The organism is Aliinostoc maniaoense (genome assembly GCF_058172895.1).
In genome coordinates this window covers 885,393-910,442 of sequence record NZ_CP187952.1, presented here as the reverse complement: position 1 = coordinate 910,442, position 25,050 = coordinate 885,393, and the positions used below count along the sequence as shown (strand labels likewise).

General features: G+C 39.5%; 28 protein-coding genes. 9 read left to right on the top strand and 19 right to left on the bottom strand.

Features of this window, described 5'->3' with window-relative positions; all coding sequences use genetic code 11:
* Positions 1-548: 548 nt before the first annotated feature.
* The 4 genes from ACPZ3T_RS04100 (at position 549) to ACPZ3T_RS04085 (ending at position 6,953) form a co-directional block, all read left to right on the top strand.
* On the top strand, positions 549-1,145 hold the full coding sequence (locus ACPZ3T_RS04100) for a helix-turn-helix domain-containing protein (protein ID WP_490273705.1): 597 nt from the start codon (positions 549-551) through the stop codon (positions 1,143-1,145).
* A gap of 64 nt (positions 1,146-1,209) precedes the next feature.
* Positions 1,210-4,251 (top strand): ABC transporter transmembrane domain-containing protein, encoded by a 3,042-nt coding sequence (locus tag ACPZ3T_RS04095; protein ID WP_490273704.1) that lies wholly within the window; start codon positions 1,210-1,212, stop codon positions 4,249-4,251.
* Between the two features lie 118 nt (positions 4,252-4,369).
* Positions 4,370-5,917: a beta-barrel domain-containing protein gene (locus tag ACPZ3T_RS04090; protein WP_490273703.1), complete on the top strand. Its 1,548-nt coding sequence runs from the start codon at positions 4,370-4,372 to the stop codon at positions 5,915-5,917.
* A gap of 253 nt (positions 5,918-6,170) precedes the next feature.
* The gene (locus tag ACPZ3T_RS04085) at positions 6,171-6,953 is read left to right on the top strand and encodes a peptidylprolyl isomerase (RefSeq protein WP_490273702.1); all 783 of its coding nucleotides are present in this window, start codon (positions 6,171-6,173) and stop codon (positions 6,951-6,953) included.
* Between the two features lie 355 nt (positions 6,954-7,308).
* Here the strand turns inward: ACPZ3T_RS04085 and ACPZ3T_RS04080 are convergent, their stop codons facing one another.
* The 11 genes from ACPZ3T_RS04080 to ACPZ3T_RS04030 form a co-directional block, all read right to left on the bottom strand.
* Positions 7,309-8,403 carry a T3SS effector HopA1 family protein gene (locus ACPZ3T_RS04080; RefSeq protein WP_490273701.1) on the bottom strand — a complete coding sequence of 365 codons (1,095 nt, stop codon included), beginning with the start codon at positions 8,401-8,403 and terminating at the stop codon, positions 7,309-7,311.
* A gap of 123 nt (positions 8,404-8,526) precedes the next feature.
* A complete protein-coding gene (locus tag ACPZ3T_RS04075; RefSeq protein WP_490273700.1) occupies positions 8,527-9,711 on the bottom strand; it encodes a phosphotransferase in 1,185 nt (394 codons plus the stop codon).
* A gap of 320 nt (positions 9,712-10,031) precedes the next feature.
* Positions 10,032-10,277 carry a hypothetical protein gene (locus tag ACPZ3T_RS04070; RefSeq protein WP_490273699.1) on the bottom strand — a complete coding sequence of 82 codons (246 nt, stop codon included), beginning with the start codon at positions 10,275-10,277 and terminating at the stop codon, positions 10,032-10,034.
* 137 nt (positions 10,278-10,414) lie between these two features.
* A complete protein-coding gene (locus tag ACPZ3T_RS04065; RefSeq protein ID WP_490273698.1) occupies positions 10,415-10,660 on the bottom strand; it encodes a hypothetical protein in 246 nt (81 codons plus the stop codon).
* Positions 10,661-10,796: 136 nt separating this feature from the next.
* Entirely contained in the window at positions 10,797-11,042 is a 246-nt protein-coding gene (locus tag ACPZ3T_RS04060) for a hypothetical protein (protein WP_490273697.1), read from the bottom strand.
* A 136-nt stretch (positions 11,043-11,178) separates the two neighbouring features.
* Positions 11,179-11,424 (bottom strand): hypothetical protein, encoded by a 246-nt coding sequence (locus ACPZ3T_RS04055; protein WP_490273696.1) that lies wholly within the window; start codon positions 11,422-11,424, stop codon positions 11,179-11,181.
* A gap of 136 nt (positions 11,425-11,560) precedes the next feature.
* Entirely contained in the window at positions 11,561-11,803 is a 243-nt protein-coding gene (locus ACPZ3T_RS04050) for a hypothetical protein (protein WP_490273695.1), read from the bottom strand.
* Between the two features lie 142 nt (positions 11,804-11,945).
* Positions 11,946-12,191, bottom strand: coding sequence for a hypothetical protein (locus tag ACPZ3T_RS04045; protein ID WP_490273694.1), 246 nt, complete (start codon positions 12,189-12,191; stop codon positions 11,946-11,948).
* Between the two features lie 442 nt (positions 12,192-12,633).
* The gene (locus ACPZ3T_RS04040) at positions 12,634-12,885 is read right to left on the bottom strand and encodes a hypothetical protein (RefSeq protein WP_490273693.1); all 252 of its coding nucleotides are present in this window, start codon (positions 12,883-12,885) and stop codon (positions 12,634-12,636) included.
* Between the two features lie 381 nt (positions 12,886-13,266).
* Positions 13,267-14,754, bottom strand: a complete 1,488-nt coding sequence (locus ACPZ3T_RS04035) for a M16 family metallopeptidase (protein ID WP_490273692.1) — start codon at positions 14,752-14,754, stop codon at positions 13,267-13,269.
* A gap of 91 nt (positions 14,755-14,845) precedes the next feature.
* The gene (locus tag ACPZ3T_RS04030; RefSeq protein ID WP_490273691.1) at positions 14,846-16,465 is read right to left on the bottom strand and encodes a M16 family metallopeptidase; all 1,620 of its coding nucleotides are present in this window, start codon (positions 16,463-16,465) and stop codon (positions 14,846-14,848) included.
* Positions 16,466-16,649: 184 nt separating this feature from the next.
* On the opposite strand from ACPZ3T_RS04030, the gene ACPZ3T_RS04025 reads away from it, so the two are divergent.
* Together ACPZ3T_RS04025 and ACPZ3T_RS04020 are read left to right on the top strand one after the other, a co-directional pair.
* A complete protein-coding gene (locus tag ACPZ3T_RS04025) occupies positions 16,650-17,273 on the top strand; it encodes a TetR/AcrR family transcriptional regulator (protein ID WP_490273690.1) in 624 nt (207 codons plus the stop codon).
* A complete protein-coding gene (locus ACPZ3T_RS04020) occupies positions 17,260-17,388 on the top strand; it encodes a hypothetical protein (RefSeq protein ID WP_490273689.1) in 129 nt (42 codons plus the stop codon). Before ACPZ3T_RS04025 ends, ACPZ3T_RS04020 begins: the two co-directional genes overlap by 14 nt.
* Here the strand turns inward: ACPZ3T_RS04020 and ACPZ3T_RS04015 are convergent.
* Together ACPZ3T_RS04015 and ACPZ3T_RS04010 are read right to left on the bottom strand one after the other, a co-directional pair.
* A complete protein-coding gene (locus ACPZ3T_RS04015) occupies positions 17,378-17,833 on the bottom strand; it encodes a DUF4332 domain-containing protein (RefSeq protein WP_490273688.1) in 456 nt (151 codons plus the stop codon). The genes ACPZ3T_RS04020 and ACPZ3T_RS04015 overlap by 11 nt on opposite strands.
* 96 nt (positions 17,834-17,929) lie before the next feature.
* Positions 17,930-18,214 carry a peptidase gene (locus ACPZ3T_RS04010; protein ID WP_490273687.1) on the bottom strand — a complete coding sequence of 95 codons (285 nt, stop codon included), beginning with the start codon at positions 18,212-18,214 and terminating at the stop codon, positions 17,930-17,932.
* A gap of 347 nt (positions 18,215-18,561) precedes the next feature.
* Here ACPZ3T_RS04010 and ACPZ3T_RS04005 point away from each other — a divergent pair, with 347 nt between their 5' ends.
* Positions 18,562-18,984 (top strand): DUF4363 domain-containing protein, encoded by a 423-nt coding sequence (locus ACPZ3T_RS04005; protein ID WP_490273686.1) that lies wholly within the window; start codon positions 18,562-18,564, stop codon positions 18,982-18,984.
* 19 nt (positions 18,985-19,003) lie between these two features.
* On the opposite strand, the gene ACPZ3T_RS04000 is transcribed toward ACPZ3T_RS04005, so the two are convergent.
* Positions 19,004-19,813 carry a PhzF family phenazine biosynthesis protein gene (locus ACPZ3T_RS04000; RefSeq protein WP_490273685.1) on the bottom strand — a complete coding sequence of 270 codons (810 nt, stop codon included), beginning with the start codon at positions 19,811-19,813 and terminating at the stop codon, positions 19,004-19,006.
* A 481-nt stretch (positions 19,814-20,294) separates the two neighbouring features.
* Between ACPZ3T_RS04000 and ACPZ3T_RS03995 the strand changes: the two genes are divergently transcribed.
* Together ACPZ3T_RS03995 and ACPZ3T_RS03990 are read left to right on the top strand one after the other, a co-directional pair.
* Complete coding sequence (locus ACPZ3T_RS03995; protein ID WP_490273684.1) at positions 20,295-20,609, top strand: hypothetical protein; 315 nt, start codon at positions 20,295-20,297, stop codon at positions 20,607-20,609.
* Positions 20,599-20,967 (top strand): pentapeptide repeat-containing protein, encoded by a 369-nt coding sequence (locus ACPZ3T_RS03990; RefSeq protein ID WP_490277113.1) that lies wholly within the window; start codon positions 20,599-20,601, stop codon positions 20,965-20,967. The genes ACPZ3T_RS03995 and ACPZ3T_RS03990 overlap by 11 nt, the downstream gene beginning before the upstream one ends.
* A 21-nt stretch (positions 20,968-20,988) precedes the next feature.
* Here ACPZ3T_RS03990 and ACPZ3T_RS03985 read toward each other — a convergent pair whose 3' ends face one another.
* The 5 genes from ACPZ3T_RS03985 to tnpA all read right to left on the bottom strand — a co-directional run bounded on the left by ACPZ3T_RS03985 (position 20,989) and on the right by tnpA (position 25,025).
* The gene (locus tag ACPZ3T_RS03985) at positions 20,989-21,222 is read right to left on the bottom strand and encodes a ribbon-helix-helix domain-containing protein (protein ID WP_490273683.1); all 234 of its coding nucleotides are present in this window, start codon (positions 21,220-21,222) and stop codon (positions 20,989-20,991) included.
* Between the two features lie 191 nt (positions 21,223-21,413).
* Positions 21,414-22,229, bottom strand: a complete 816-nt coding sequence (locus ACPZ3T_RS03980) for a DUF1838 domain-containing protein (RefSeq protein WP_490277112.1) — start codon at positions 22,227-22,229, stop codon at positions 21,414-21,416.
* 140 nt (positions 22,230-22,369) lie between these two features.
* Complete coding sequence (locus ACPZ3T_RS03975; protein ID WP_490273682.1) at positions 22,370-23,575, bottom strand: AbrB family transcriptional regulator; 1,206 nt, start codon at positions 23,573-23,575, stop codon at positions 22,370-22,372.
* 287 nt (positions 23,576-23,862) lie between these two features.
* Positions 23,863-24,201 carry a hypothetical protein gene (locus tag ACPZ3T_RS03970; RefSeq protein WP_490277111.1) on the bottom strand — a complete coding sequence of 113 codons (339 nt, stop codon included), beginning with the start codon at positions 24,199-24,201 and terminating at the stop codon, positions 23,863-23,865.
* Between the two features lie 398 nt (positions 24,202-24,599).
* The gene (gene tnpA / locus ACPZ3T_RS03965) at positions 24,600-25,025 is read right to left on the bottom strand and encodes an IS200/IS605 family transposase (RefSeq protein WP_490273681.1); all 426 of its coding nucleotides are present in this window, start codon (positions 25,023-25,025) and stop codon (positions 24,600-24,602) included.
* Positions 25,026-25,050 lie beyond the last annotated feature (25 nt).

The following is a 25,050-nucleotide window of genomic DNA, read 5'->3' as shown; positions in this document are numbered from 1 at the left end:
TAAATAACTAAATTGAAAGACTGTCACTTTTTAGTTAATCTTTGCCAGGTGAATGCAGGTTAAGCCATCCCCTATTCAGAAAGCACATCGTTGCTTGTTGGTTGTTGAGTGTTAACCATCAACCCTTAACTAACATCACCAACTTAAAGACTCAGTGACTTTCTACCTAAATTCCAGCCTTTAACAACATCTTGATCATAAAAATTATTAGCCAACCTGAGATCAAGTCAGGGAAATTTGCAGCTAATTATTGTAGTTGCAATCATACCAGCATGACACCATTGTCTAGAGAAATTTATCAAGTGATTAACGTAAATTTTTCCGGTGTTTTACCAAATACTGCTGTTTATCGAGGAATAACGATAGGTATGGTTACAGCATATTTGAGAAAATTTAGGTTTAGTCACAAGAAAAGCAGGTTAGGTTGAGCAAGAGCCTAGGGGTATTTTGTCTTGTAATTGGTACAGGTGATTTGCAGAAGACAGAATAAGCCTAATCAACAGAAGACTTTGAAGTACACATACATTAGACATTACCTGGTAGTAATTATGTCTGAATATTTGCATCAAGAACTATTTATCGAAGGGTATGAATTACAAGAGAGCAAGTTTTTAACTCAGTTTCAACGTAAAGCTTTGCTCAAACATTTACAAAGTAATTTACAGCCAGAATATCGCAAACGCATTGAAATTATGTTATTGGCGGATATGGGGACATCACAAACCCAAATTTGTGAAAAATTAGGTTGTTCTCAAGAAATGGCGCGTTATTGGATTGGTATAGCAGAAGCGGGTTTAGCACACAAATGGAATGAGCGGCCTATAGGTAGGCCGAAAATTGTGAATAATCAATATATGGATAGATTGAAGGAGTTAGTAACACATAGTCCCCGTGATTATGGTTATGCTTTTACAAATTGGACAGCACAATGGTTAAGTAAACATTTGGCAGCAGAATTGGGAATTACTATTAGCGATCGCCATATCAATCGGCTATTAAAACAAATGGGACTTTCTACCAAACAAAAAAATAATCCTCCTCAAGTCACTGCACCAGAACCAGATAATAACATTACGATTTCTGACTTGAAATCTCAATCAGAATCAGCTGTTAATTGGTCGTTTAATTTAATTCGTAATTCGTAATTTGTAATTAAAAGAACGATGGGGAATTAGGGCAATCACAATATTTGGGTTTGGAGGTGAGGGAATGCCGTCAGGTTTTTCCCAGCAATATTTAGGACAACAACTTACTCAAGTTTTGGGTGAGTCGTTGTCAGCAATGACAATTGAAAACTTGATCCCACAGTTGGAAATTATTGCCCCGCCAGTTGCCAAGCAGTTTTGGCAAGCTGCTACAGCATCGCCGGGAATTTACATCATCCTGGGGGGGAAAGTCAGATTACTCGATAGTGGTTTAAACTTAATCACTACACTTTCTACAGGAGGTTCTTTTGGTGAACTGACTTTATTTCCTGAACAGGAATTTAGTCCTTATGTGGCTAGGGCTTCTGTGAATCTAAAACTTGGCTATTTATCGCAATCTAGCTTACAAAAGCTGATTAGTGAAGATTCTAGCATTGGCGATCGCTTAAAAAAACGGGCAGAAACTTGGGATTTATTGGTGTTCTGTAACCAAAACGCCCTACTGCCTGATGATACCTCCATCGAAGATGCCTTGAGAGTATTATTTTTATTCGAGCGTCATACTTTAGCTAGTGGCTCACTTCCTGAGTCACTTTTGCAAGATACCAAACTCTGGCTATTGCAGCGAGGAGAGGTAACAGATAGCCAAGGACACATCCTAACACCTGGTACAATCACCACACCAGCAAAACTAACTGATTGTCAACTTACCCAGTCAGGCGTTGTCTACATCCTCAGAAATACCAATTGGCAAATATCTTTAGAATATTGGCCGCAGTTAGCAACATTTCGAGAAACTAATGTTATTATTGATAGTAACCCCTCCCCATCCCCGGTTGTAGAGACGCGATATATCGCATCTCTACAACCCCCCCCTCCTCAAACGGCTAAACCGCGCCGCACCTATTTCCCAAGTCCCAAGGTGAGAGTCGGACATTGGTGGGGCAGAATTATCAAACGTTATCCATTATTTGAACAACAAAGTGCTGCTGACTGTGGTGCAGCCTGTTTAGTCATGGTTAGCCGTTACTGGGGAAAAAACTTGAGTGTGAACCCCATCCGGGATTTAGCTAATGTCAGCCGCAATGGTGCATCCCTTAAAGGTTTAACCGCAGCCGCCGAGACAATAGGTTTTACTACACGTCCTGTCAAGGCTAGTTTAGATAAATTAGCACAACAAACTTTACCTGCGATCGCCCATTGGGAAAATAAGCACTACATTGTAGTTTACGAAATTACCAAAAAACACGTTATTGTCTGTGACCCAGCCATTGGACAACGTAGTCTAACTTTAGCAGACTTTAAAGCGGGTTGGACTGGCTACGCTTTATTATTACAACCCACTACCCAACTACAAGAGGCACAAGAAACCAATACCCCATTTTGGCAGATGTTGGAGTTAGTTAGACCTCACTCCAGAGTTTTGCTAGAAGTATTTGGGGCTTCCGTATTAATTCAGTTGTTAGGACTGATTACACCCTTATTTACCCAGTTGTTATTAGATAGAGTCATAGTCCAGGGTAGTACCTTGACTTTAAACGCTGTGGGTTTAGGGTTGATGATTTTTGGGTTGTTTCGCGTCGCCGTCAACGGACTCAGACAATACTTACTAGACCATACAGCCAACCGGATTAGTGTCTCACTGTTGGTAGGTTTTATTAAACATACCTTTCGTTTACCCTTAGCGTTTTTTGAATCCCGTTATGTGGGGGATATCGTCTCCCGCGTCCAAGAAAACCAAAAAATCCAGCGTTTTTTGACTGGGGAAGCCCTGTCAATTATTTTAGACTTACTGACGGTGTTCGTTTACGTGGGGCTGATGTTTTGGTATAGTGCGGCTATGGCAATGGTGAGTTTAGCGATCGTACCGCCATTTGTCTTACTAGCACTGGTTGCTACACCATTTTTACGCCGTATTAGCCGAGAAGTTTTTAGTGCTACCGCCAACGAAAACAGTTATCTCATTCAGTCCTTGACTGGTATTCGCTCAATTCGTTCAATGGCTATTGAGCAGACAGTACGCTGGCATTGGGAAGAACTGCTCAATAATGTAATTAGAAAGACCTTTGCTGGACAGATTATCAGTAACCAGTTACAGATTTTTAGTTCAGGAATTGAAACCCTAGTTACCACCAGCTTATTATGGTTGGGGGCGTGGTTGGTAATTCAAAATCAACTTACCATTGGTCAGTTAGTTGCCTTTAATATGCTGTTGGGTAACATTATTCGACCCTTTCAGCGTCTAGTCGTGCTGTGGAATCAATTACAAGAGGTGACAATTTCCACAGAACGGATTAATGATATTCTCGAAGCCGAACCAGAAGAAGACTTACAACATCACCCCCGGCAATTTTTACCTCGCTTGAGTGGTAATATCCGCTTTGACAATGTCACCTTTCGCTATCATCCAGAGAGTGATATTAATGTCCTAGAAAATCTCAGCTTTGAAGTTAAACCAGAACAAACAGTTGCGATTGTAGGGCGTAGTGGTTCTGGTAAGACCACATTATTTAAATTAATTTTAGGGCTATATCTGCCGACAGATGGCAAAGTGTTGATTGATGGTAACGATGTGACTAGTATAGCCCTGCGATCGCTCCGTTCTCAAATTGGTGTGGTTGACCAAGATACCTTTTTATTTGGTGGTACAATCCGCGAAAATATCAGCATTGCTCACCCTGAAGCTACCTTAGAACAAGTAATAACCGCAGCGCGATTAGCTGGGGCTGATGATTTTATACAACGATTGCCAATGGGTTACGAATCCCAAATTGGCGAAGGTGGCGGAATGTTATCTGGCGGACAACGCCAACGCCTAGCCATAGCTCGTGCTTTGGTAGGTGATCCCCGCTTATTGCTTTTAGATGAAGCCACCAGTCATCTTGATTCTGAATCTGAACGTCTGATTCAAAATAACCTGAAAACAATTCTCCAAGGACGCACAAGTATAATTATTGCCCACCGCTTGTCCACCGTGCGTCATGCTGATTTAATTTTAGTCTTAGATCGTGGCTTACTAGTCGAAAGCGGTACTCACGATCAACTAATCACACGAAAAGGCCATTACTTTTATCTAAACCAACAGCAATTGGCAAGTAATTCGTAATTAAGAATTTTTTGCCTTGGGTATTACTGGGAAATTGCTAAATCAAGGGTATGGGGCAACAGATTACTGAGTAATAGTTTTTCCCCTAACCCTATTCCCCCTCTTTCAAAAGTAATTTATGCCACACATATCCCACAATTCATCATCTGTGCTAGTGAAATCACAGCCAGATGAGCTACAACTTGTTGAAACATCGCCTTATGTCCCTAGTGAGCGAATTGTAGAGGTAAGCGAGTCTAATGATTGGTTTTATGGCACTGAGGAATTACTCGATGCCTTACCCAAACGCTGGACTCGTTCCATGCTTTACCTCTTGATGAGCTTTGCTGTGATTGTTATTCCTTGGGCATCTCTGAGTAAAGTAGATGAAACAGGAACAGCTAGAGGACGTTTAGAACCCAAGGGAGCAACGCAAAAACTAGGTATTCCCGTCGCTGGTAAAGTCACAACTGTGAATGTAGAGGAAGGGGCGACGGTTAAAGCTGGACAAGTTTTATTAGAATTAGATGCTGATGTTATTCAAAAAGAAATAGAACAAGCCGAAAGTAAATTAGAAGGATTAACTAATCGGCAAGCACAGCAGGAATTACTGAAAAATCAATTAATGCTAGCCATTAATATCCAAGAGCAGCAAAACCAAGCCCAAGCCTTGGAAAAAATGGCACAAGTCAATCAAGCCCAGCAGAATTTAGATAGTAAAGAAAGTACCTATCATCTGCAAAAGCTGGAAAAAAAAGCTCTGGTAGAACAGGCTAGACAGAGAATTAATTCTACTCAGGTTCTGCAAAATTTAGCTCAAAGGCGTTTACAGCGCGATTTAACAGAAGTTACACGCTATCGTAATCTGTTAGAACAAGGGGCAATTCCCCAAATTAAAATTGTCGAACTAGAAAACTCTGCCGAAGATAGTCAACGCTCTTTGCTGCAAGCTCAGGCAGAGATTATGCAGGCTCAGTTACGGTTAAGGGAAGAAATGAGCCGCTACCAAGCAACTATTACTCAAATTCGCGCCGAAATTGAGCAAGCACAACTACGTCTACAAGAGCAGCTAAGTAGTTATCAAAGTGTCGTGCAAGCTGGTAAATTGGCAATCTTAAAAAGCCAGGAACAGCTAAAAGACTTGCAAAGCCAAATCACTAACTTGCAATCAGAAATAGCCCAGACTAAGAGCCAGATTGCATCATTGCAACTACAACTACAACAAAGAATAGTGCGATCGCCTATTGATGGCATAATTTTTGAGTTACCTGTAGAAAAACCAGGCCCCGTAGTCGAACCAGGACAGATAGTAGCCCAAATCGCACCGAAAAATGCCGCTTTAATTCTCAAAGCTCAAATGCCCAGTCAACAAAGCGGTTTCTTGAAGGTAGGAATGCCAGTTAAAATCAAATTTGATGCCTATCCCTTCCAAGATTATGGTGTTGTACAAGGGCGCGTTAGTTGGATTTCTCCCGACTCGAAAATCCAAACCAGCAATCAAGGAAATGTAGAAACCTACGAGATGGATATAACTATAGATCAACCATATATCCAAGCAGGCAATAAACGTATTTTCTTAACCCCAGGACAAACAGCATCAGCAGAGGTAATTATTCGTCAACGGCGAGTAATTGATTTTGTTTTAGACCCCTTCAAGAAATTACAAAAAGGTGGTTTAGAACTTTGATAAGATTTACCCATTTTTTATTCATACAGTTTTGATGTCAACAAATGAGTAATGAGTAATGAGTAATGAGTAATGAGTAATATAGCCTTTATTACTCTACTCATGTACTGATTACACTACTCAAAAATTTGGCAATCTCCGCGCCCCTCTGCGTTTTCCTCTGCGCCCCTCTGCGTTTCAAAAGATTATTTGTCATCCTCTCACTTCGATGCTATTTTCCCACCACCAACTAATTTAAAGGGAGCATATTATCATGGCAAAAATTATTGAACTATCGATTGCAGACATTATTTATCATCTAAAATTATCTTGCCAAATACCCACAATTTTAGAAGCGATCGCCACTTCTAGAATTATTACTGAAGCTGCCGTTTCCACAGGCATTGAAATCACTATCGAAGAACTCCAACAAGCCGCAGATAGTATGCGCCTCACTTATCAATTATTCAAAGCAGAAGATACTTGGAATTGGCTCAAAAAATATTATCTTTCCCTAGATGATTTTGAAGATATGGCTAAAACCAACTTATTATCTGCTAAGTTAGCTGCTCATTTATTTGCTGATAAAGTTGAACCATTCTTTTATGCCCATAAAATTGATTACACTGGGGCTGTAACTTATGAAGTAATATTAGATGATGAAGACTTGGCTTTAGAGTTATTTTATGCCTTAACAGAAGGTGAAATCAGCTTCCAAGAAATTGCTCGTCAATACATCCAAAACCCTGAAATTAGAAGGGCTGGCGGCTATCAAGGTATTCGCTATCGGCGAGACTTGAGGCCAGAAATTGCGGCGGCGGTTTTTGCTGCCACTCCTCCCCAAATTCTCAAACCCATAGTCACCCCAAAAGGAGTACATATCATTGCTGTAGAAGAAATAATTACCCCAGAATTAGATGAACAACGACATATGCAAATTGCCAAAGATTTATTTACAGTCTGGTTAGAAGAACAAATAAATAATGTAGAAATTGTAGCCGATTTGCATCAGCCAGATAACTTTCAACACTCTGAGGAATTACCCAAGCCAGCTTAAAGCAAAGCTTAACGCACCACTATCATACGGTGTGTTACGGCTATATATTATTTGCTCACACGCCTAAATCTTGACAAAGCCGTAACACCGTTTCTTGATGTAGCTTGCCTGGCGTAGCCATAGATGCACTTTATTCTGTACTGTAGAGACGTTGCATGCAACGTCTCTACATCATTTATTTCGCGCAAGCAACTTCATAGAGAATTGGTATAACGCACCGTAATTAATAAATAACAATACAACAATCCGTTTTTTTGAATCTACCGGAATCTTAGTTTATTTATGAAGTAATAAGTAATGAGTATTTACTTATTACTTATTACTTATTTAAGAATTTCTCAATTACAAATTTATCCTATCTCAAAGGTGTATATATATCTTCCGAATTAGCATTAAGATAAGGACACTGCAACTTAATATTTAATGCAGAGAACTCTTGCAAAATAGATGTCATCTTACCTGTGGGTGTATGATTACCTTCTTGCCAAGCCGCTAACAAACCATTGGCTACAATTTGACAACGATGTGTACCAAAACTCTGATTTTCCATAAATCTATGTTTTGGCTCTTCTGCGATCGCTAACCCTGGTGCGATAGGCTTAGTAAATAGGGGGACTTGCTCCTGAAAATAAGCTTGATGCTCTGTATAAATCGTCTTTAAGATGGGTTGAATCTGTTCATAGTGATTTTTGTCAAAATACAACACTGCTGAGTCATAACGCCGATAATCAGCAGGATTGTATAAAGCTTTAAATGTAAATTCTAGAGATAAAGCATTCAGTTGTGTAGTCAAACCATCCATGACTGCAACGGCACCATCTGGAGTGACATTAAAGTAGACACGTACCAGAGTTTGATTATCGGTTTGATGATGTCGTGATGCACCGGCATTAGCCACTGCCATATAAAATCCGCTCTGGACAAGATTTTTCGGTAGTTTGATAGCGGTGAAATGATTTACCTCAGCAGGGGTTTGTACGGCTTCTGGTTCAACATACAACGTCAAACCATCCCGATGAACTGCTACACTACCATCTATTTCTTTTCTGACTACCTGCCAACCATAGTTCCAATAGCCTGTACCTCTGTTATTTTCATGGAGGCGATCGTAAAAAGCTAAGTCTACACCTAAAAAGGTATTATTTTCTAGATTTTGGTTGACGGCTAAATTAGATATGTCTGCATCAGATGCCAAAACACTGTGCAACGAGCCATTGTAATAGATACCGTAGAGAAAAGTACGCAACTGCTGACTCAAATACTTATTCTGTAAATCTGGCGATAACTTTTGAAAGCGAGAGATTGAAGACTCTGGTAATTCTAAAGGTTTGTAGTTTGGATGTCTAATACAATACTCCGATTGAATCTCAACATTATGAATAATATCTTGCAATGATACTTGCAGTGATTCAGAAATATCAGACAATTGGACAGAATCTAATAGTTGCATAGATAGTAACCTGTGAATGAGGAGATGAATAAGTTTGTAGTAAGCACTTTAGTGCTGGAAGATTTAAGGACTAAAGTCCTTACTACAAACACTGATTAGGCGTAACTAATTAATGTGTAGGTATTACGAATTAACCAACAAACTCTGAGGATAAAAATCTGTGGCTTCCACACCAAAAATTGTCGGGATAGACGCTTGTGGACGACATAACAAACTCTTGGCAACTTGCAGCATACAAATACCCACATTCCCAAAGGTTTTTTCATACTGGAGTCGCGCTTGAATAGCAGTAATTAACGCTAACCCAGAAAATTGCATTACCCGTTGTAAGAAATCAGGACAGTGTTCTAAAATTTGGGGGAAATGAGTTAAGTAAGCTGTGAGAAACTCACGCATTGAAGGTTGCAAAAGATACAAAGGAGCAGCAGCCAGACGTAAAGACTCATCAATTGTCATTGATTTGCCTGTCACCATACTGTGTAACCAGATTTGCAGATAACTGGCGATAATTGTTCCCAAATCATTCGCGGGATCTCCCCAGTTACCACGCTCCCAATCAATCAAACGGATAATATGATCTTCATCTGCGGTTTCCCAATCGAGGGAGACTAGAATATTGTTTAACTTCAGGTCATTATGGGTGAGACAACAGGGAGTAAAAGAATTGATTAATTCTGCGATCGCCTGACCTAAGCTATCGTAACGTTGATATAAAGTAAAAAACTTAATACCATCAGCCGGCACTTTACCAAAAATTTCTGGAGTTAGCCTATCTAAACCCCGATGTAAATTAGTCAGGTTAGCAGGTTTTTGGTTAAATATATCACTAGTAGGACTTTGAAAAAATTGTCGATATTCTTCACGGTTAATCGAGACAGAATGAATTAATGCCAAATTACTGCCAATTGCTCTGGCAATCTTCATAGGAAATAAGCTTAAATTTTCCTTGACGTAAAAATCCATCAAATCTCGATATTTGTCAAGATATTTAAAAATAATGATAGAATTTTCCCGATTAAAATGTACTACTTCTGATAAATGCGGACTGATGTGGCTCAGTTCGGGAAATTGACGTAAAAAGTTATGAACACGCCATTCTAGTAAAAATTCACCACTGGTTTTACCTTCTAAATTATGGCGTTCTTGCTTCACTAATAATTTATTTCCTTCTGGAAAGGTTACTAATAAATTAAAGTTTTTAGCAGGTTTTAGTTCAACTTGACTCAATGACTGTTGTTCAGGAGTACATAAATTCAGAGAAATTAGGTACTCAAATACGTTTTGAGAATTGAGGATAAATGGTGGCATAGTTTTACGATGAATACAAAATAATAACTTTTTTGGGTTGCAAAAATAATATTGATTGCTCTACGAGTGAATTATTTAATATATACTCAACACTAATTATTACTATAAGTAGGGTGTTTTAGACGTAAGCCGTAACGCATCAAAGACCTTGGTAATAGGTGCGTTACTAACACACCCTACGTATCTGTTAAAATATCAAGTAGGAATCCTATTTTGATTAGAAATAACAAGCGATTAAGTAGAATATATAAAATTACTTAATCGCTGATTTTACAGTCGCAAAATAACTGTTTAAAATCTATTTATAAACTCATCAAAAATTAGTAACCATCGACAGAACTGTAAGACCTAGCCAAATGATTGATACCATCAATACCGTAAGTGATGACACCAAACTCAAATCCCTTATCAAGTAGACTTAGAACCCCGGCTGTACCATTAGAATAGCCTTGGCTACCACCATAAACTGCATCATCAAGATTGTTCAATTCATTGAGGAAGCTTTCATAATCTTGGAATAATTCTGCACCAGTAGCACGTAATTCATTAACATTAATAAACGCCATAACTAACTCCTAAAAGATTACTAGTTTTGGTATCAAAAGCAGGCGATTAAGCAGAATATATGAAATTACTTAATCGCTCATGCTACAATTTCAACGAAGCTTAATAGCTCCCACTTCACTCAGCAACTAATTAGAAATTAGTAACCATCAGCAGAACTGTAAGACTTAACTAAGTGATTGATAGCATCAATACTGTAAGTGATTACACCAAACTCAAATCCCTTTTCAACGAGGGCAAGAACTCCTGCTGTGCCATTAGAATAGTCTTGGCTACCACCATAAACTGCATCATCAAAACTGTTCAATTCGTTGAGGAAGCTTTCAGAATCTTGGAACAATTCTGCACCAGTAGCACGTAATTCGTTAACAGCAATAAACGCCATGATTGACTCCTAAAATAATTGTGTGTCAGTATCAACAGCAGGCGATTAAGCAGAATACATGAGATTGCTTAATCGCTCATGCTACAATTTCAACGAAGCTCAATAGCTCCGACTTCACTCAGCTACTAATTAGAAATTAGTAGCCATCAGCAGAACTGTAAGATTTAGCCAAGTGATTGATAGCATCAATACTGTAAGTGATTACACCAAATTCAAATCCTTTCTCAAGTAGGCCTAAAACTCCGGCTGTACCATTAGAATAGTCTTGGCTACCACCATGAACCGCATCATCAAAACTGTTCAATTCGTTAAGAAAGCTTTCAGAATCTTGGAACAATTCTGCACCAGTAGCACGTAATTCGTTAACAGCAATAAATGCCATGATTAACTCCTAAAATAATTGTGTGTCAGTATCAACAGCAGGCGATTAAGCAGAATACATGAGATTGCTTAATCCCTCATGCTACAATTTCAACAAAGCTCAATAGCTCGCACTTCACTCAGCAACTAATTAGAGATTAGTAGCCATCAGCAGAACTGTAAGACTTAGCTAAGTGATTGATAGCATCAATACCGTAAGTGATTACACCAAATTCAAATCCTTTCTCGACTAAGGCTAAAACTGTTGCAGTGCCATTAGAATAGTCTTGGCTACCACCATAAACTGCATCATCAAGATTGTTTAATTCGTTGAGGAAGCTTTCAGAATCTTGGAACAATTCTGCACCAGTAGCACGTAATTCGTTAACAGCAATAAATGCCATGATTAACTCCTAAAATAATTGTGTGTCAGTATCAAAAGCAGGCGATTAAGCAGAATATATGAGATTGCTTAATCGCTCATGCTACAATTTCAACGAAGCTCAATAGCTCCGACTTCACTCAGCAACTAATTAGAAATTAGTAGGGATATCCAGCAGAACTGTAAGATTTAGCCAAGTGGTTGATAGCATCAATACCGTAAGTAATGACACCAAACTCAAATCCTTTCTCAACTAGAGGTAGAATTGTTCCTGCGGTCATAGAGTAGCCACCACCACCATGAACATCATCAAGGTTGTTCAATTCATTGAGGAAGCTTTCAGAATCTTGGAATAATTCTGCACCAGTAGCGCGTAATTCGTTAACAGCAATAAACGCCATAATTGACTCCTAAAAAAAGTCTTGTGTTTAGTAGAAATAGCAGGCGATTAAGTTGAATAATCTCACATAGCTTAATCGCTTATGCCACAGTTTCAACAGAGAAATTTAGCTCCGGTTGTACTCAGATACTAATTAGAAATTATTAGTAATAAGTACCATCAGCAGAACTGTAGGACTTAGCTAAATGGTTGATAGCATCAATACCGTAGGTGATGACACCAAACTCAAATCCTTTGTTGAGTAGGCCGAGAACGCCTTCTGTGCCATTAGAATAGCCATAACCACCATGAACATCATCAAGATTGTTCAATTCGTTGAGGAAGCTTTCAGAATCTTGGAATAATTCTGCACCAGTAGCACGTAATTCGTTAACAGCAATAAACGCCATAATTGACTCCTAAAACAATTATTTTGTTGCTTGTAAATCTCAGGCGATTAAGCTTTGTATTGCTTAACCGTTGATTCAATTTTTATTTACTTTTCCCAAGAAAATCAAGCTAAAAAAATCTCTTTTCAAGACATAAATTAGTGATATCTGTCTGTTTGCGATATTTTCATATATTAGAAATTAAATATGTCTGTTAGAGATGAGATGATTGATAAAGTAAACCCTAAATTGTAGGATGCGTTCCAGCAAAGCCTAACACACCGTATGATATTGGTGCGTTACGGCTATATATCATTTACTCAGATGCTTCAGACTTACATAGCCGTAACACACCCTACTTATAGCAATTCGCAATTAAAAAGATGCAAAAAAATCGTGTGTGTAATCAGAAATTGGATTACAACACACGATTTCTATTTAACTTGTGATTCATCGAGAGTTATTAACGAATACCAAGCTGACTTCGCAAGCCTTGAATTTCTACTTCTAGATTACTCATCCATCGGTTTAGAATTTCAGTTGTATCAGTTACTGATTCTGCTGTTGGTGCTTCTGGCATATTTTCCATTGCTTGCCTTCTGCCAGATATTCTTTGCGAACCAGCATATATATTCGTTATCTCCCAAGCTGTAAGTTCATTCATAAACTTTCTATGGTCATTGGGAGAAAGGTCAGAGATTGTTATTTTTACCATGTGCTTGCCTCCAGCAATAAGTTCATTCAAATTAACACAATAAAGTCATGTTACTAGCCCACAAAAAAGAGAATTATCCCCTTATATTTTGATTTTATTTTTTTAAAAGTCAAGATTTTTTATCTATATTTTTAGACAGAAAACAAGGTTTTTTGTCTATACAAGCTAATTGCTGATAATTTTGAAACTGATTTGACTTCATTGCCAAAAAAACCCAGTTTATTGCAAAACTGGGTTGATAATGCTCTGAATATATAGAAATCCGGTTTGATTTGGAGAAAAAATCTCAGGGACTTCCAAAGGTTTCGGTGCGTTACGGCTTACGCCTAACACACCCTACTGGCTACATTTGAGGTCTTTCTTGATGTGGAAGTCCCTCAACTATTGATTTTGAGCTTGTTTTTGTGCAGCAGGAATAGTTACATCTATGGGTGTCACCTGAGCTGCTAGCTGAGTTAATGGTGGTTGAATAGCGTTTTGATTACCCACTACGAGAGTTACGAGATTTTCTGGCTTGAGGTATTGCTTCGCTACTCGTTGCACATCTGCGGCTGTGGTTGCAGATACGGCTTTTTGATAGCGGAACAGAAAATCAGCCGGATAGCCGTAATATTCATAGCGCATTAATCGAGATAGGGTTTGAGCAGGATCTTGGAAGTTGAAGACAAAGGAATTTAAGGTAGACTCCTTAGCACGAGTTAATTCTTGCTCTGTGACTGGTTGAGCTTGCATACGCTTAATTTCTGCTTCCAAAGCTTTAACGAACTGTACAGTTGCGTCAGAGCGAGTTTGTCCCCCAGCAATGAACATACCAGGGTAGTCAAAGCGGGGACTCCAATAACCGTATACAGAGTATGCTAAACCTTGACGCGATCGCAATTCATTAAATAACCTACCCCCAAAGCCATTAAATACCCCATTCAACACATCCAAAGCTGCATAGTCAGGATTATCAAACTTACCACCTAAATGGCCAACTAACACACTACTTTGGGTTAACTGTGGCTGATTCACAAAGAATACCCCGCCTGTATTAGCTGGTGATACCTCTGGTAAAGGTAATTTACTCAGTCTGGGGTTACGTTGCCAATCACCTAGTTTAGCTTGAATGAGCGATCGCATTTTCTGCTTGTCAAAATCACCCACAATCCCCAAAATCATATTATTGGGGTGGAAATAATTCTGGTGAAACTTCACCAAATCCTCGCGGGTAATTCGATCTACTGTGGCATACTCTGTAATTCTGGCATAGGGGCTTTCTTTGCCATAAATCAACTTGCGAAATTCTCGGCTGGCGATACTATCAGGATCATCATTCCGCCGAGCAATACTACCCTTAACTTGTGTCTTAGCTAAATCTAACTTTTCTTGAGCAAATACTGGTACTCGCAGCACCTCAGCAAACAACCCAAACACCGTTTCTAAATCGTCGCTCAGGCTGTCAAAACTGGCACTAGCCACACCTTCACCAATATTAGTTTCTACCGCCGCCGCCCGTTGTTCCAATATTTCATTTAACTCATCAGGAGAATGCTTTTGAGTTCCCCCAGTCCGCATCACCGTACCCGTCAAGCCAGCCAAGCCAACTTTATCCCCTGCTTCCCAACGGCTACCAGTTCGTATCAACGCCGTACCACTAACTAAAGGTAGTTCGTGATCCTCCATGAGATACACAACTAAGCCATTTCGCAGCACCAACCGCTCGTACTTGGGTAACTTAATTTCTGGTATTGGTGCAAACTCTAACTCCGTGTAGTGCTTGGCTGCTGCTGTCGCCACAGGAGAAAAGTTAAAAGTTACCAGTAAAAAAGCACAAGCAACCAAGAACGCAAAAATCAGTCGCCTACCATTTTGAATTTTCCTGGACATCCGCCTTTAAACCCTCACCTTAATACTTATGAATTTTGTAGCTTGCTTTTTTCGAGAAGCATAAGCCTACCCGTAGGGTATTTTGAGTTGTTTAAGCTGACTTTGATAACAGCTTGCCAATTGTGCGATTTTCTGGGGTAAATGTATTCTTCGCTACTCGCTGAATATCCGCCGGAGTCACAGCCACAATTTCATCTAACTGTTTAAACAGATTTCGCCAAGAACCAGTTTTCACTTCATATTCTAAAAGTTGCTGTGCCATGCCCATATTAGAATCTAGACTGCGGAGTAAATTTGCCCGTGCTTGAGTTTTCACCCGTTCTAATTCGGAAGCTGCTACAGGTTGAGTTTGTAATTTCTCAATTTCTTGACGTAAGGCCGCCGCCACTTCATCTACACTGTGACCAGGAGCTGTCAGCGCATAGAACAGCATCAAGTTGGGGTACTTGTCACCAGGAAAACCGCTAAAGCCTTGGGCATTTAAGGCTACACGTTTTTGTTCTACCAAAGACTTATACAATCTTGATGTCCGTCCATTACTCAATAAACTGCCAATGAGTTCATACACCGCATTATCAGGATGGGTGGTAGCCGGACGATGATAGCCTTCTAAATACCACGGTTGGGAAGGTAACTCTAAAGTTACTTCTCGTGTTTGGGTTTGTTTTGGCTCTACAGGAATTTTTGATTGTGCCTTGGGTTTAGCTTGATAGCGTCCAAAGTAAGTCTGCGCTAATTTTTTCACCTCGGCTGGGTTGACATCTCCTACAACCGCAACGGTGATATTGCTGGGGACATAGTGAGTTTCAAAAAAAGTCTGTACATCTTTTGGTGTCAGGTTACGAATATCTTCGTCATAACCAATGACAGGCCGTCGGTAAGGATGGACTTGGAAAGCTGTATCAATGAACTTTTCCACCATCATCCCAATAGGTGAGTTTTCCACCCGCATCCGGCGTTCTTCTAAAATCACATCTTTTTCTTTAAAAAACTCCCGTCGGATGACAGGCTCAAGAAATCGATCTGATTCAAGTGACATCCACAGTTCTAACTTATTTGATGGAAAACTGTAGAAATAGCGGGTTGCTTCACTGGAAGTAGTGGCATTTAAACCTACACCCCCGGCTTGCTCAACTATTTGCCCTAATTCGTTTTGCTTGACTAATTTCTCTGCTTGTGCTTCTACTTGCTGAAAATCTGCTTGTAACTTGGCAACGTCATCTTGTTTGCCATTAGCTTTAGCAGCGCGAATTTGTATATCTAACTGCTCTAACCGCTCCAACAGAGGTTTTTCAGCTTGGTAGTCTTTTGTACCAATACGGGTAGTACCTTTAAATGCTAAATGCTCTAAAAAGTGAGCTACACCAGTTTTTCCATCTGGTTCATCCACACCACCCACATCTGCGTAAGTGAGAAAGGAAACCACAGGTGCTTGATGGCGTTCTAAAACAATGAACTTCATGCCATTACTCAAGCGGAACTCGGTTAGCTGCTTGATTACCCGATCTAAATAGGGTTGAATCGAACTTTTATCTGTAGGAGTTCTGCTCGGTTGCAGCGTAGTTTCAGCAGGTGGTAGGGTTTGGGTTTGGGCTAAAGCCGTCTGTGGTACTAACCCCCACCAAGCAACTATCACTACCAATAACATTGTTAAAAGTCGGCGGGTAAAATTCCTGCTCAAAAAACAGGGAATATATAATTGACTTTTCATACCTGGCGTGTTCGGGGAACTGGAATGATTCATAAGCGATGAGTAAAATGAGTTTTCACTACCTAGGTGACAGGTAAATTAGCGATGGGAGCGTTAATCTTGTATTAAGCTTTCTGTGCTTTTTGTACCTGACGTTAGACAATAATGCTACAAACCATGTTCCAGAGATTTTACATTAACTATTATGCGCGTTTTTAATTCTCCCCCACCCTCAGAAGCACAGACACGCTCCCGCATTTTACAGGCAGCACTCAAGTTATTTGCGTCTCAGGGCTTTGATGGCACTACCACCCGTGACTTAGCACAAGCAGCAGGTGTGGCAGAAGGAACTTTATTTCGGCATTTTTCTAATAAAAAAGCGATTTTAGTAGAAGTCGCAACTGCGGGCTGGGTGGAGATTCTCACAGATTTACTGACAGAATTAAGTGAAATGGGCAGCTATAAAGCTGTAGCACAGGTGATGCGCCGCCGGATGTGGAATTTACAAAAAAATGCCGATTTAATGCGCGTTTGCTTCATGGAAGTGCAATTTCATCCAGACTTACGCGATCGCATTCAAATCGAAGTGATCAATAAAATGACAGATGTTGCTGAAGCCTTCTTCCAAACCGCAATGGATAAAGGCATTTATCGCCGCATGGATGCCAATTTAGTAGCCAAAGTCTTCTTAGGAATGTTTGCGATCGCTGGGTTCTCCAATAATACCCTCATGCAACCCGATGCTTCCCCCCAACAAATGCAAGAAATGGCAGAAGGTTTAGCCGATATCTTTCTCAATGGTGTCTTGGTAAAGGATGCAGGTTATTGATAGGGCAGGGGGCAGGGGGCATGGGGCATGGGGCATGGGGCATGGGGCATGGGGCAGGGAGCAGGGAGACAGGGGAGACAAGGGAGACAGGGGAGTTAAATCTGTTAACTGTTAACTGTCATTAGGGTTTTCGCTTGTTGACTCCATTGTTGGACTTGCTCAATTGCTGGACACAAATCCCGTCGCTGCATGGTTGCTACCTGCAAGCGTAAAATCTGTCTGTGTAGTCTGTGGGTTGGAGTTTGGGCTAACTGTGCTACAGAACCAATTCCTGCGTGTAGTAATAAACCACAATACTGGATGCCGACGCTGGGAATCCTAGCTAAATCGGCTAAAGCTACCCATTTGTTTACATATTGAATGTGAACTTGTAATTTACTCGCTAAAGCTAGTTTATCTTCCAAAGTTCTGCCCTGTTTTATTAGCCCCACTGTAGTTTTAATACCACAGTTTTGCAGTTGGGATTGTTCTAGTTGACTCAATCCCGGCAACTGTTCAATCGGCCAATCACACAAGGTTATAGTACTTTGTCTTTTCTTCCCCGTTACTTTAGTAGACATTTTTATCAATAAACATAAATTTCTTTTAATATTGTGACGGGTGAATCGAGGTATTGGGTATGGTGGATTAGGAGGAAGATAACACCTCGTTGATGTTTAATTTTTGGACTTTGGTGGAGTTCGTCTACTTAACAAACCAGACATACTTAATCCCGTCACTAATAATCCTAGCATTCCTAATCCGTTCAAAATGGGATATATGCCTTCAAGATGGAAAATCTCCCCTGTATGAATACTTAAGAGTAAACTAGCAGGGATTCCTATACTAATAGACCACTCGCGGACAAATGTTGTTAACATTCCGGTCACTACAGTTAAAATTAGTGGCAAAGATAGAATGATACCAAGAACACGATGATACTTACGAAATGAGCGTTTCATAGTATGTATTTATTTAGTGAGTGGAAACTTTTTGGCTAGTTACTAAAAATGCAAATGTGCTGATCACAATAGAGTCTTGAAAAATTAGACTCTACGTAAATACTTTGCTAAAAGAATATTATATTTTTCAAACTCTGTTTTAACATAAAGCACAATAGGTAACAACACAAAAATAGTAAATATACTCTTTACCTTAATATGTAATTTTGGGTTCACAAAAACCCTATTATATATTTTTGTACTAGGTAAATGTGATATTTAAACAAAATTTGTGTTATAAATCACCATTATCAAAAGCCCGCAGAAGATAATAGTTGACACCAATAATTTTTGTGAAGGAGTTTGTAATGAATCGTTTTTATCAAGTTCTCATGGTTACTCTACTCAGCGTGATAGCTTTAGTGGGATGCAACAATACAGAACAATCAACTACGCAGACTTTACCTACTGAAAATTCTACTTCTCAAACAGCAGCTACTTCCACTGCTGCAACGGAATTTAAAGGTTTGCAGGGTGTTGTTACCAATACTGAAGCAGCAGTTAAAGCCGGAAATTTTACCGCAGCTAAGGGAGAATTTGCCAAATTTGAGGACTACTGGTCAAAGGTTGAGGATGGAGTGAAAGCTAAATCCCCGAATACCTACAAAGAAATTGAGGATAAATCAGATGAGATCAATGCTGGACTCAAATCCTCTACACCTGATAAACAGAAAGTGGTAACAGCTTTAGAGGCTCTGAACAAGAGCATCACTAGTGTTGCTAAACCTTAAAATGCTAGCAGTTTCAGGGTTACTCAAGTTGACTAAGTAACAACTCGCCCCGTAAAACTGTCACAGCTTGACCGGCTAAAAAAACGCGATCGCCTCCTGGATAAGTAACTTTTACTACTCCACCGCGACTTGATGCTTGATATGCTAGAAATTGATCTTTGTGCAGGCGATCGCGCCAATATGCAGCCAAGCAACAATGGGCAGCCCCCGTTACTGGATCTTCGTTAATCCCTAACCCTGGCGCAAAGAAACGAGAAACGAAATCGTAGGGAGAATCAGAGTTGGCGCGACTTGTCACAATTACATTAGCCAAAGGTAAGGTTTTCATTTGTTGAAAATTTGGCTGCATTTCCCGGACTAATGCTTCTGTTGCAACTTCTACTAAGTAACCTAAATTATTCTGCACAACGGTTGTTAATTCTACTCCTAACACTTCCCTCAGTTCTGGTGGCGCAACAGTTGCTTGAGAATGAGTCACCGGAAAATCTAACTCAATCCATGAACCTTGTCGTTTAGCAATCAGTAAGCCGCTTTTAGTGTAGAAACGTGCGGTTTCATCTGGTAATAGATGCCCCTCAGACCAAAGTACATGACTACTAGCTAAGGTTGCATGACCACAAAGCGGTACTTCTGTTGTTGGCGTAAACCAGCGCAGATTAAAACCATCATCCTCTTTGAGTAAAAAAGCCGTCTCAGATAAATTCATCTCCTGGGCAACATTCTGCATCCACTCATCAGATTGAGGCGTTGTTAAAACACAGACGGCGGCGGGATTACCTTGAAAGGGTTTATCGGTAAACGCATCAACTTGAGTAATAATTTGTTTCATATAAAAATCCGATTTGAGGTTTGAAATTATTTGCGTAGGCAGGAAGGTTGGGGGTTGGGGGAATAGGAAAAGAAGTAACAGAGGTGTACTTAACGCTGTGTGCAACTTTCTCTAAAACCTAACCCCCAACCCCTTCCCTTGTAGGGAAGGGGAGCAAGATTTAAAGTAGAGACGTTGCATGCAACGTCTCTACAGTTGCTGTTCGGAGGTACTCTACGAGAAGAGCTTTGCTCTATGGAGAGGAGTTTCAAAAATAAGTTGCACATCGCGTTACTTAGTTTTTTTTTCAGAAATCAAATATGATTCCTATAGAAATCCGATTTGAGGTTTGAAATTATAAAGGATATATATAAGTAGATATATTACAATCACCTTAAAATTGTTACAAAATTTCAGAAACTCGGTTTTCTATAAGTGGGTTTCTTCAGTGATTTGGGCAGTATCTTGGAGATAGAGGTTTGATACTTGTGGAGTAGCGATCGTGAATACAGAAGAATTTCTACGATTGATGGCAAAACAGCGTCCTTGTCCCCAAACCCTACCAAAAGCACTACAAGCCTTGTGGTATGACAAAAAAGGTGATTGGAATCACGCCCATGAGATTGTGCAGGATGCTCATGATGCTGATAGTGCTTGGGTTCATGCTTATTTACATCGCAAAGAAGGCGATTTAAATAATGCCCATTATTGGTATCAGCGCAGCAGTCAGCCAGCGTTTAGTGGAGATATCAACCAAGAATGGGAACAGATAACTTCTTTGTTGTTGAAGAAGGTAAATGCAACCAATGGATGCTGAGAAAATAAAACGGCGATATCAGGCAGGGGAGAGATATTTTCCTGCCGCTAACTTAATTAAAGCTAAGTTAATTGCTGCCTATTTGCCAGGAATAAACTTATGGGGAGCAGATTTAAGTGGTGCAAACTTAGCTAAAGCTAAAATGTGGGGTGCAGATTTGAGTAGGGCAAATTTAGCCAATGCTAATTTGACTAGGGCGAATTTGTGTGGAGTTAAACTCAATGAAGCCAATCTCCGGGGTGCTAAACTTAATTTTACTAAGTTGTATGGCGCAGATTTAACTGATGCTTGTTATGACGACACCACCCGTTTCTCTAAAGGATTTGATCCTGTTAGTAGAAATATGCGGAAATTTTGATTTTGTTAATGGTGTATTTATTTATTGAATTTTTTCTTGTAATCTGGCAAATACAACTTCGCCATCAGTTACTTGCCCTTTAGCAATTTGTTCAGTACTTATAGAAATTTCTTCTCGTATTTTTTTAATTCGCTGTTCTCTTTCTTGTAATAGCTTAAAAGCTTCATCGACTACATCATCTGTAGTAGCAAATCTACCACTTGCAAGCTGTGCTTGAATAAATTGCTGTATTTCTGGTTTGATTTGGATGTACATACTATCTACCTCTAGATAAATATTACTTTATTTTTAACCAATTTCTAGCAACTGCACCAGGCATTAGACCAATTCTCTATGAAGTTGCACCAAATCAATGATGTAGAGACGTTGCATGCAACGTCTCTACAGTACAGAATAAAGTGCATCTTTATCAAGAAACGGTATTACAGATAAATTTGATAGTTAATTTAAGATTCTTCGCCGACAGGTAGAGGGAAGGTTTCACCAGCTAGGTATGCTTGAAAGTTTTTCTTGAAGTATAACCAAGATGTCATGTCTTCACCCTCATCAAAACCTTTGGGAGCTTGTTTATATAAAGGTACGCGATTATTAATTTCATCTTGAAGTAACTGGGGTAATTCCGTTAAACCATTGACTTTACTACCAAAGGCACTATAGATTAAATAGCCAGGGCGATCGCTCATTTTCATCCAAGGCAACCATTGACCCATCCTATCCCAACTTAGCTGCAATTTTGATACTGAATTTAGTTCTGAGTTAAATAAATCTGCGGTTGGTACTGTCAGTTTAAATAGTTCTGCTGCTTGATAAATTTCATAGGGACTATATTCAGATAAGGTAGCATCTGCTGCTAAAGGGTTCGGATATGTAGGGAAAATATCAAAGACGAAAGTTGTATTTTCTACATCTACTAGAGCGGGAAATTTACCTTTAAAACGACCCTGCACAGGGTTATTAGCAACGTGAATGACTGGTAATGTTTCGCCTGTCCAGGGATTTTCCCATGTACGTAAAATTTCCTCTGTTTCTGGATTTAAATAATAAGTTAGTTCCCTAGAAGTAAAATCCCAACTACCGACTTCTGTAAGAATACAACGACTGACACTTAAACCCAAAATTTTAAATAGTAGTTTTCTTCTTTCACCGGGAATAAAAGCGTAAATTTTCCCTTGCCAAGTGAGAAAGGTTGATTGGGTAGAATCAAGAGAAGAACGAGTTTTCACCCAATATTGAGCGTCTAATTCTTGAGTTTTAGCAACCATAGATACAATCCTGGAATAATTGGTAATTCGTAATTCGTAATTCGTAATTCGTAATTCGTAATTAAGAATGGGCAAACGGGACATGATTTATTTTCTTGTCTACCTTGTCTCCCCCTGCTCCCTGCCCCCTGCCCCAGTCCCTAGTCCCCAGTCCTCACTCCCCACTCCCCACTCCCCTGAGTCTCAAGGCGGCGAAATAAAAATAACCACAGGGGTAAAGAACTGTTAATGGCGATAAGCCTAACTAAATGACCTGTTGTGACAATTTCTACATTGTGATCTAGTGTTAGGGAAACTAAAATCATTTCTGCTGCTCCTCCTGGTGCGGTGACTAATAAACAAGTCAACCAGTCCCATGAGGTTAATTGCATCGCTAAAATAGTAGCGATCGCACCAGCAATTAAGGTCATAATTACAGACATTAAAGCATAAACTATAGTTCTTTTACCAAAAGCAGGTTTTTCTCCCCAATACTCCCCAATAGTAATGCCTAAAAGCATTTGACCGATAATATTCACCAATTGGGGAGGATTAAAATTAATATCACCCACAAACGGCAACCAACCTAAAACACAATTCAATGTTAGTCCTAGGAGTAATGAGCCAAAAAAATCACCCGCAGGTAGCTTGAAAATACCAGCTAGATAAACTATGAGTACTGTGATTGGTAATGCTATTGCTAATAATTGTAGTTGTGATACATCAAAATTCAACCAACCACTATTAACTGTTAGGGTTGGTAAATTAAAGTAATTACCGACTGCTGTTCTGGCAATGAAGGGAATCAGTAAAACTACAGAGGTGACGCGAATCGCTTGCACCATTGCTACCAAGGTGACATTTTTATTATAATCAGCCGCAATTGATGACATTACCCCCACGCCTCCAGGAACTGTAGCCAACATCGCTGTTAACAGATTAGTGTGACTCAAGCGAGAGTAAATATAGCCAATACAGCCACCACACAACAGCAAAAATAGAGTCAACAAAATAAACACCGGGATTCCAGCCGCTAGGCTAGTTAAATCAGTGTTAGCATTGGAAGCACCTACTGTCAGTCCTACTAAGGCCATACCAACTTTTCTGGCCATGCGATTGGGGCGGGGAGAATACTGATAAAAGATACGACATAACTGCAAAATCGTTGTTCCCGCAGCAATACCGCCAAATATCCAAGAAATTCCACCAAAGTGTAGCTTTGTTAAAGCTAGAGCTAAAGGAAAGGATAATAGGAGTTCCAAAGTCACAACTATGAGTTTTTTTGTTGGTAGTCGTGGTTTGACAACTCGCATCTTTTGAGTGATGGTTTCCTTGGTGGCGGAAATAGGACTTACAATTTGATTCATCTATACGCGCTTGTAAATTAATGTTACTATGCACTTCAATTGAGGGGTTTGATTGGTAAATTGCTCGTATTTATCAGTATAAATATGTATTAAAAAAAACTAGCTGCTTATATTATAGAATTAAACCATAACATTAATTTAGAAAAGTTGATGAATTATTAAATAAATTGAACTTACTTGAAATTCCACAGTTATCGATAGTCTGGACTGTGGAGAACCTAAAAAAATATATCAGGGTGCATTAATATGACTAATGCACCCAAGGCTGAATAACTCCAGCCAATGTATTAGTCCTCATCTAAAGGCGGAAAAGCTTCTTCAAACTTCCATAATTCATCTTTATTGTTGACAAACCATGTTCTAGTAGCTGGGGTCAATTGTTCCCAAATAATATCAGCTGGAATACCGGGAGAAGCATAGCGATATTTTTGACCAAGTAAATATAAATTTTGAGCGACTTCATCGGGAATACCAAATTCTTGCCAATCAACTTCTATGTATCTCCCTGAAACTCCCGACGCAGGATCAAAAACTAACTGTGCGGTTCTGATTAAGTCAGCAAAGTGTGTTGGTTTGAGCATCGCTGACTGTTGAACATTCAGTGCTTCTTCATCTTCGTGAAACATATTCGCTGGAGTAATTAAAGGTGTGTGTAGGTTGAATTTACTACCAGAGATTTTGCTCCCAATTTTCTTTAGTTTAGCGTACCAGTAACGGCGATTCAGACGTTGATTTTTATGAATTATCTGAATGAGTGAGGAAATGAGGCGCGATAATTTAGATAAGTTGAAGATGATTTTATTGATGTAATCTGAAACACTCCCTTGATCCACGAGAGAGCATTGGAGGAAAAAATTATGATCGGAATATTTTGGATAACAGTTATTTGCGTAGTTTGGCTTTTTGGCTTCACTCTGTTGGCTGAAATGTGGTTTTTTGAACAAAAATGTTGAGCGCAGTCCCTACCTATAACGAAGTTGATTGTTGGGTTAGCGAAACCAGTATAAAAGAAAGTGCGAACGATTTATTCTGGTTTCTCTTGGTTCTGTACATATTCTATAAGCTTGTCCAATGGTGCTTGTGCGCCAACACTAATTAACGCATAAGAACCTGACCAAAACTGAGGCTTTTCTGCCCAATAAAACTTTTTTAGATGTTGAGAAAATTCAGACCGTAATTTCCTAGAAGTTACGGTTTTTATATTATTTACTAATTTAGATAAATCAACACTAGGATGAGTCTCAATCAGCAGATGTACATGATCCGATTCTCCGCCAAACTCAATTAACTCACATTCCCACTTAAATAATAGTTCGGTGATGATTGATTTCATCCTAGTAAGGATTTCTCCTGTTAAGGATTTACGGCGGAATTTAGTTACTAGAACTAAATGATAGATAAGTCTAAAAGCACTGTTAGAACGGGTTTTTAGCCTGATGCCATTTTCCATAACTAATCAAATAGCTGTATTGACA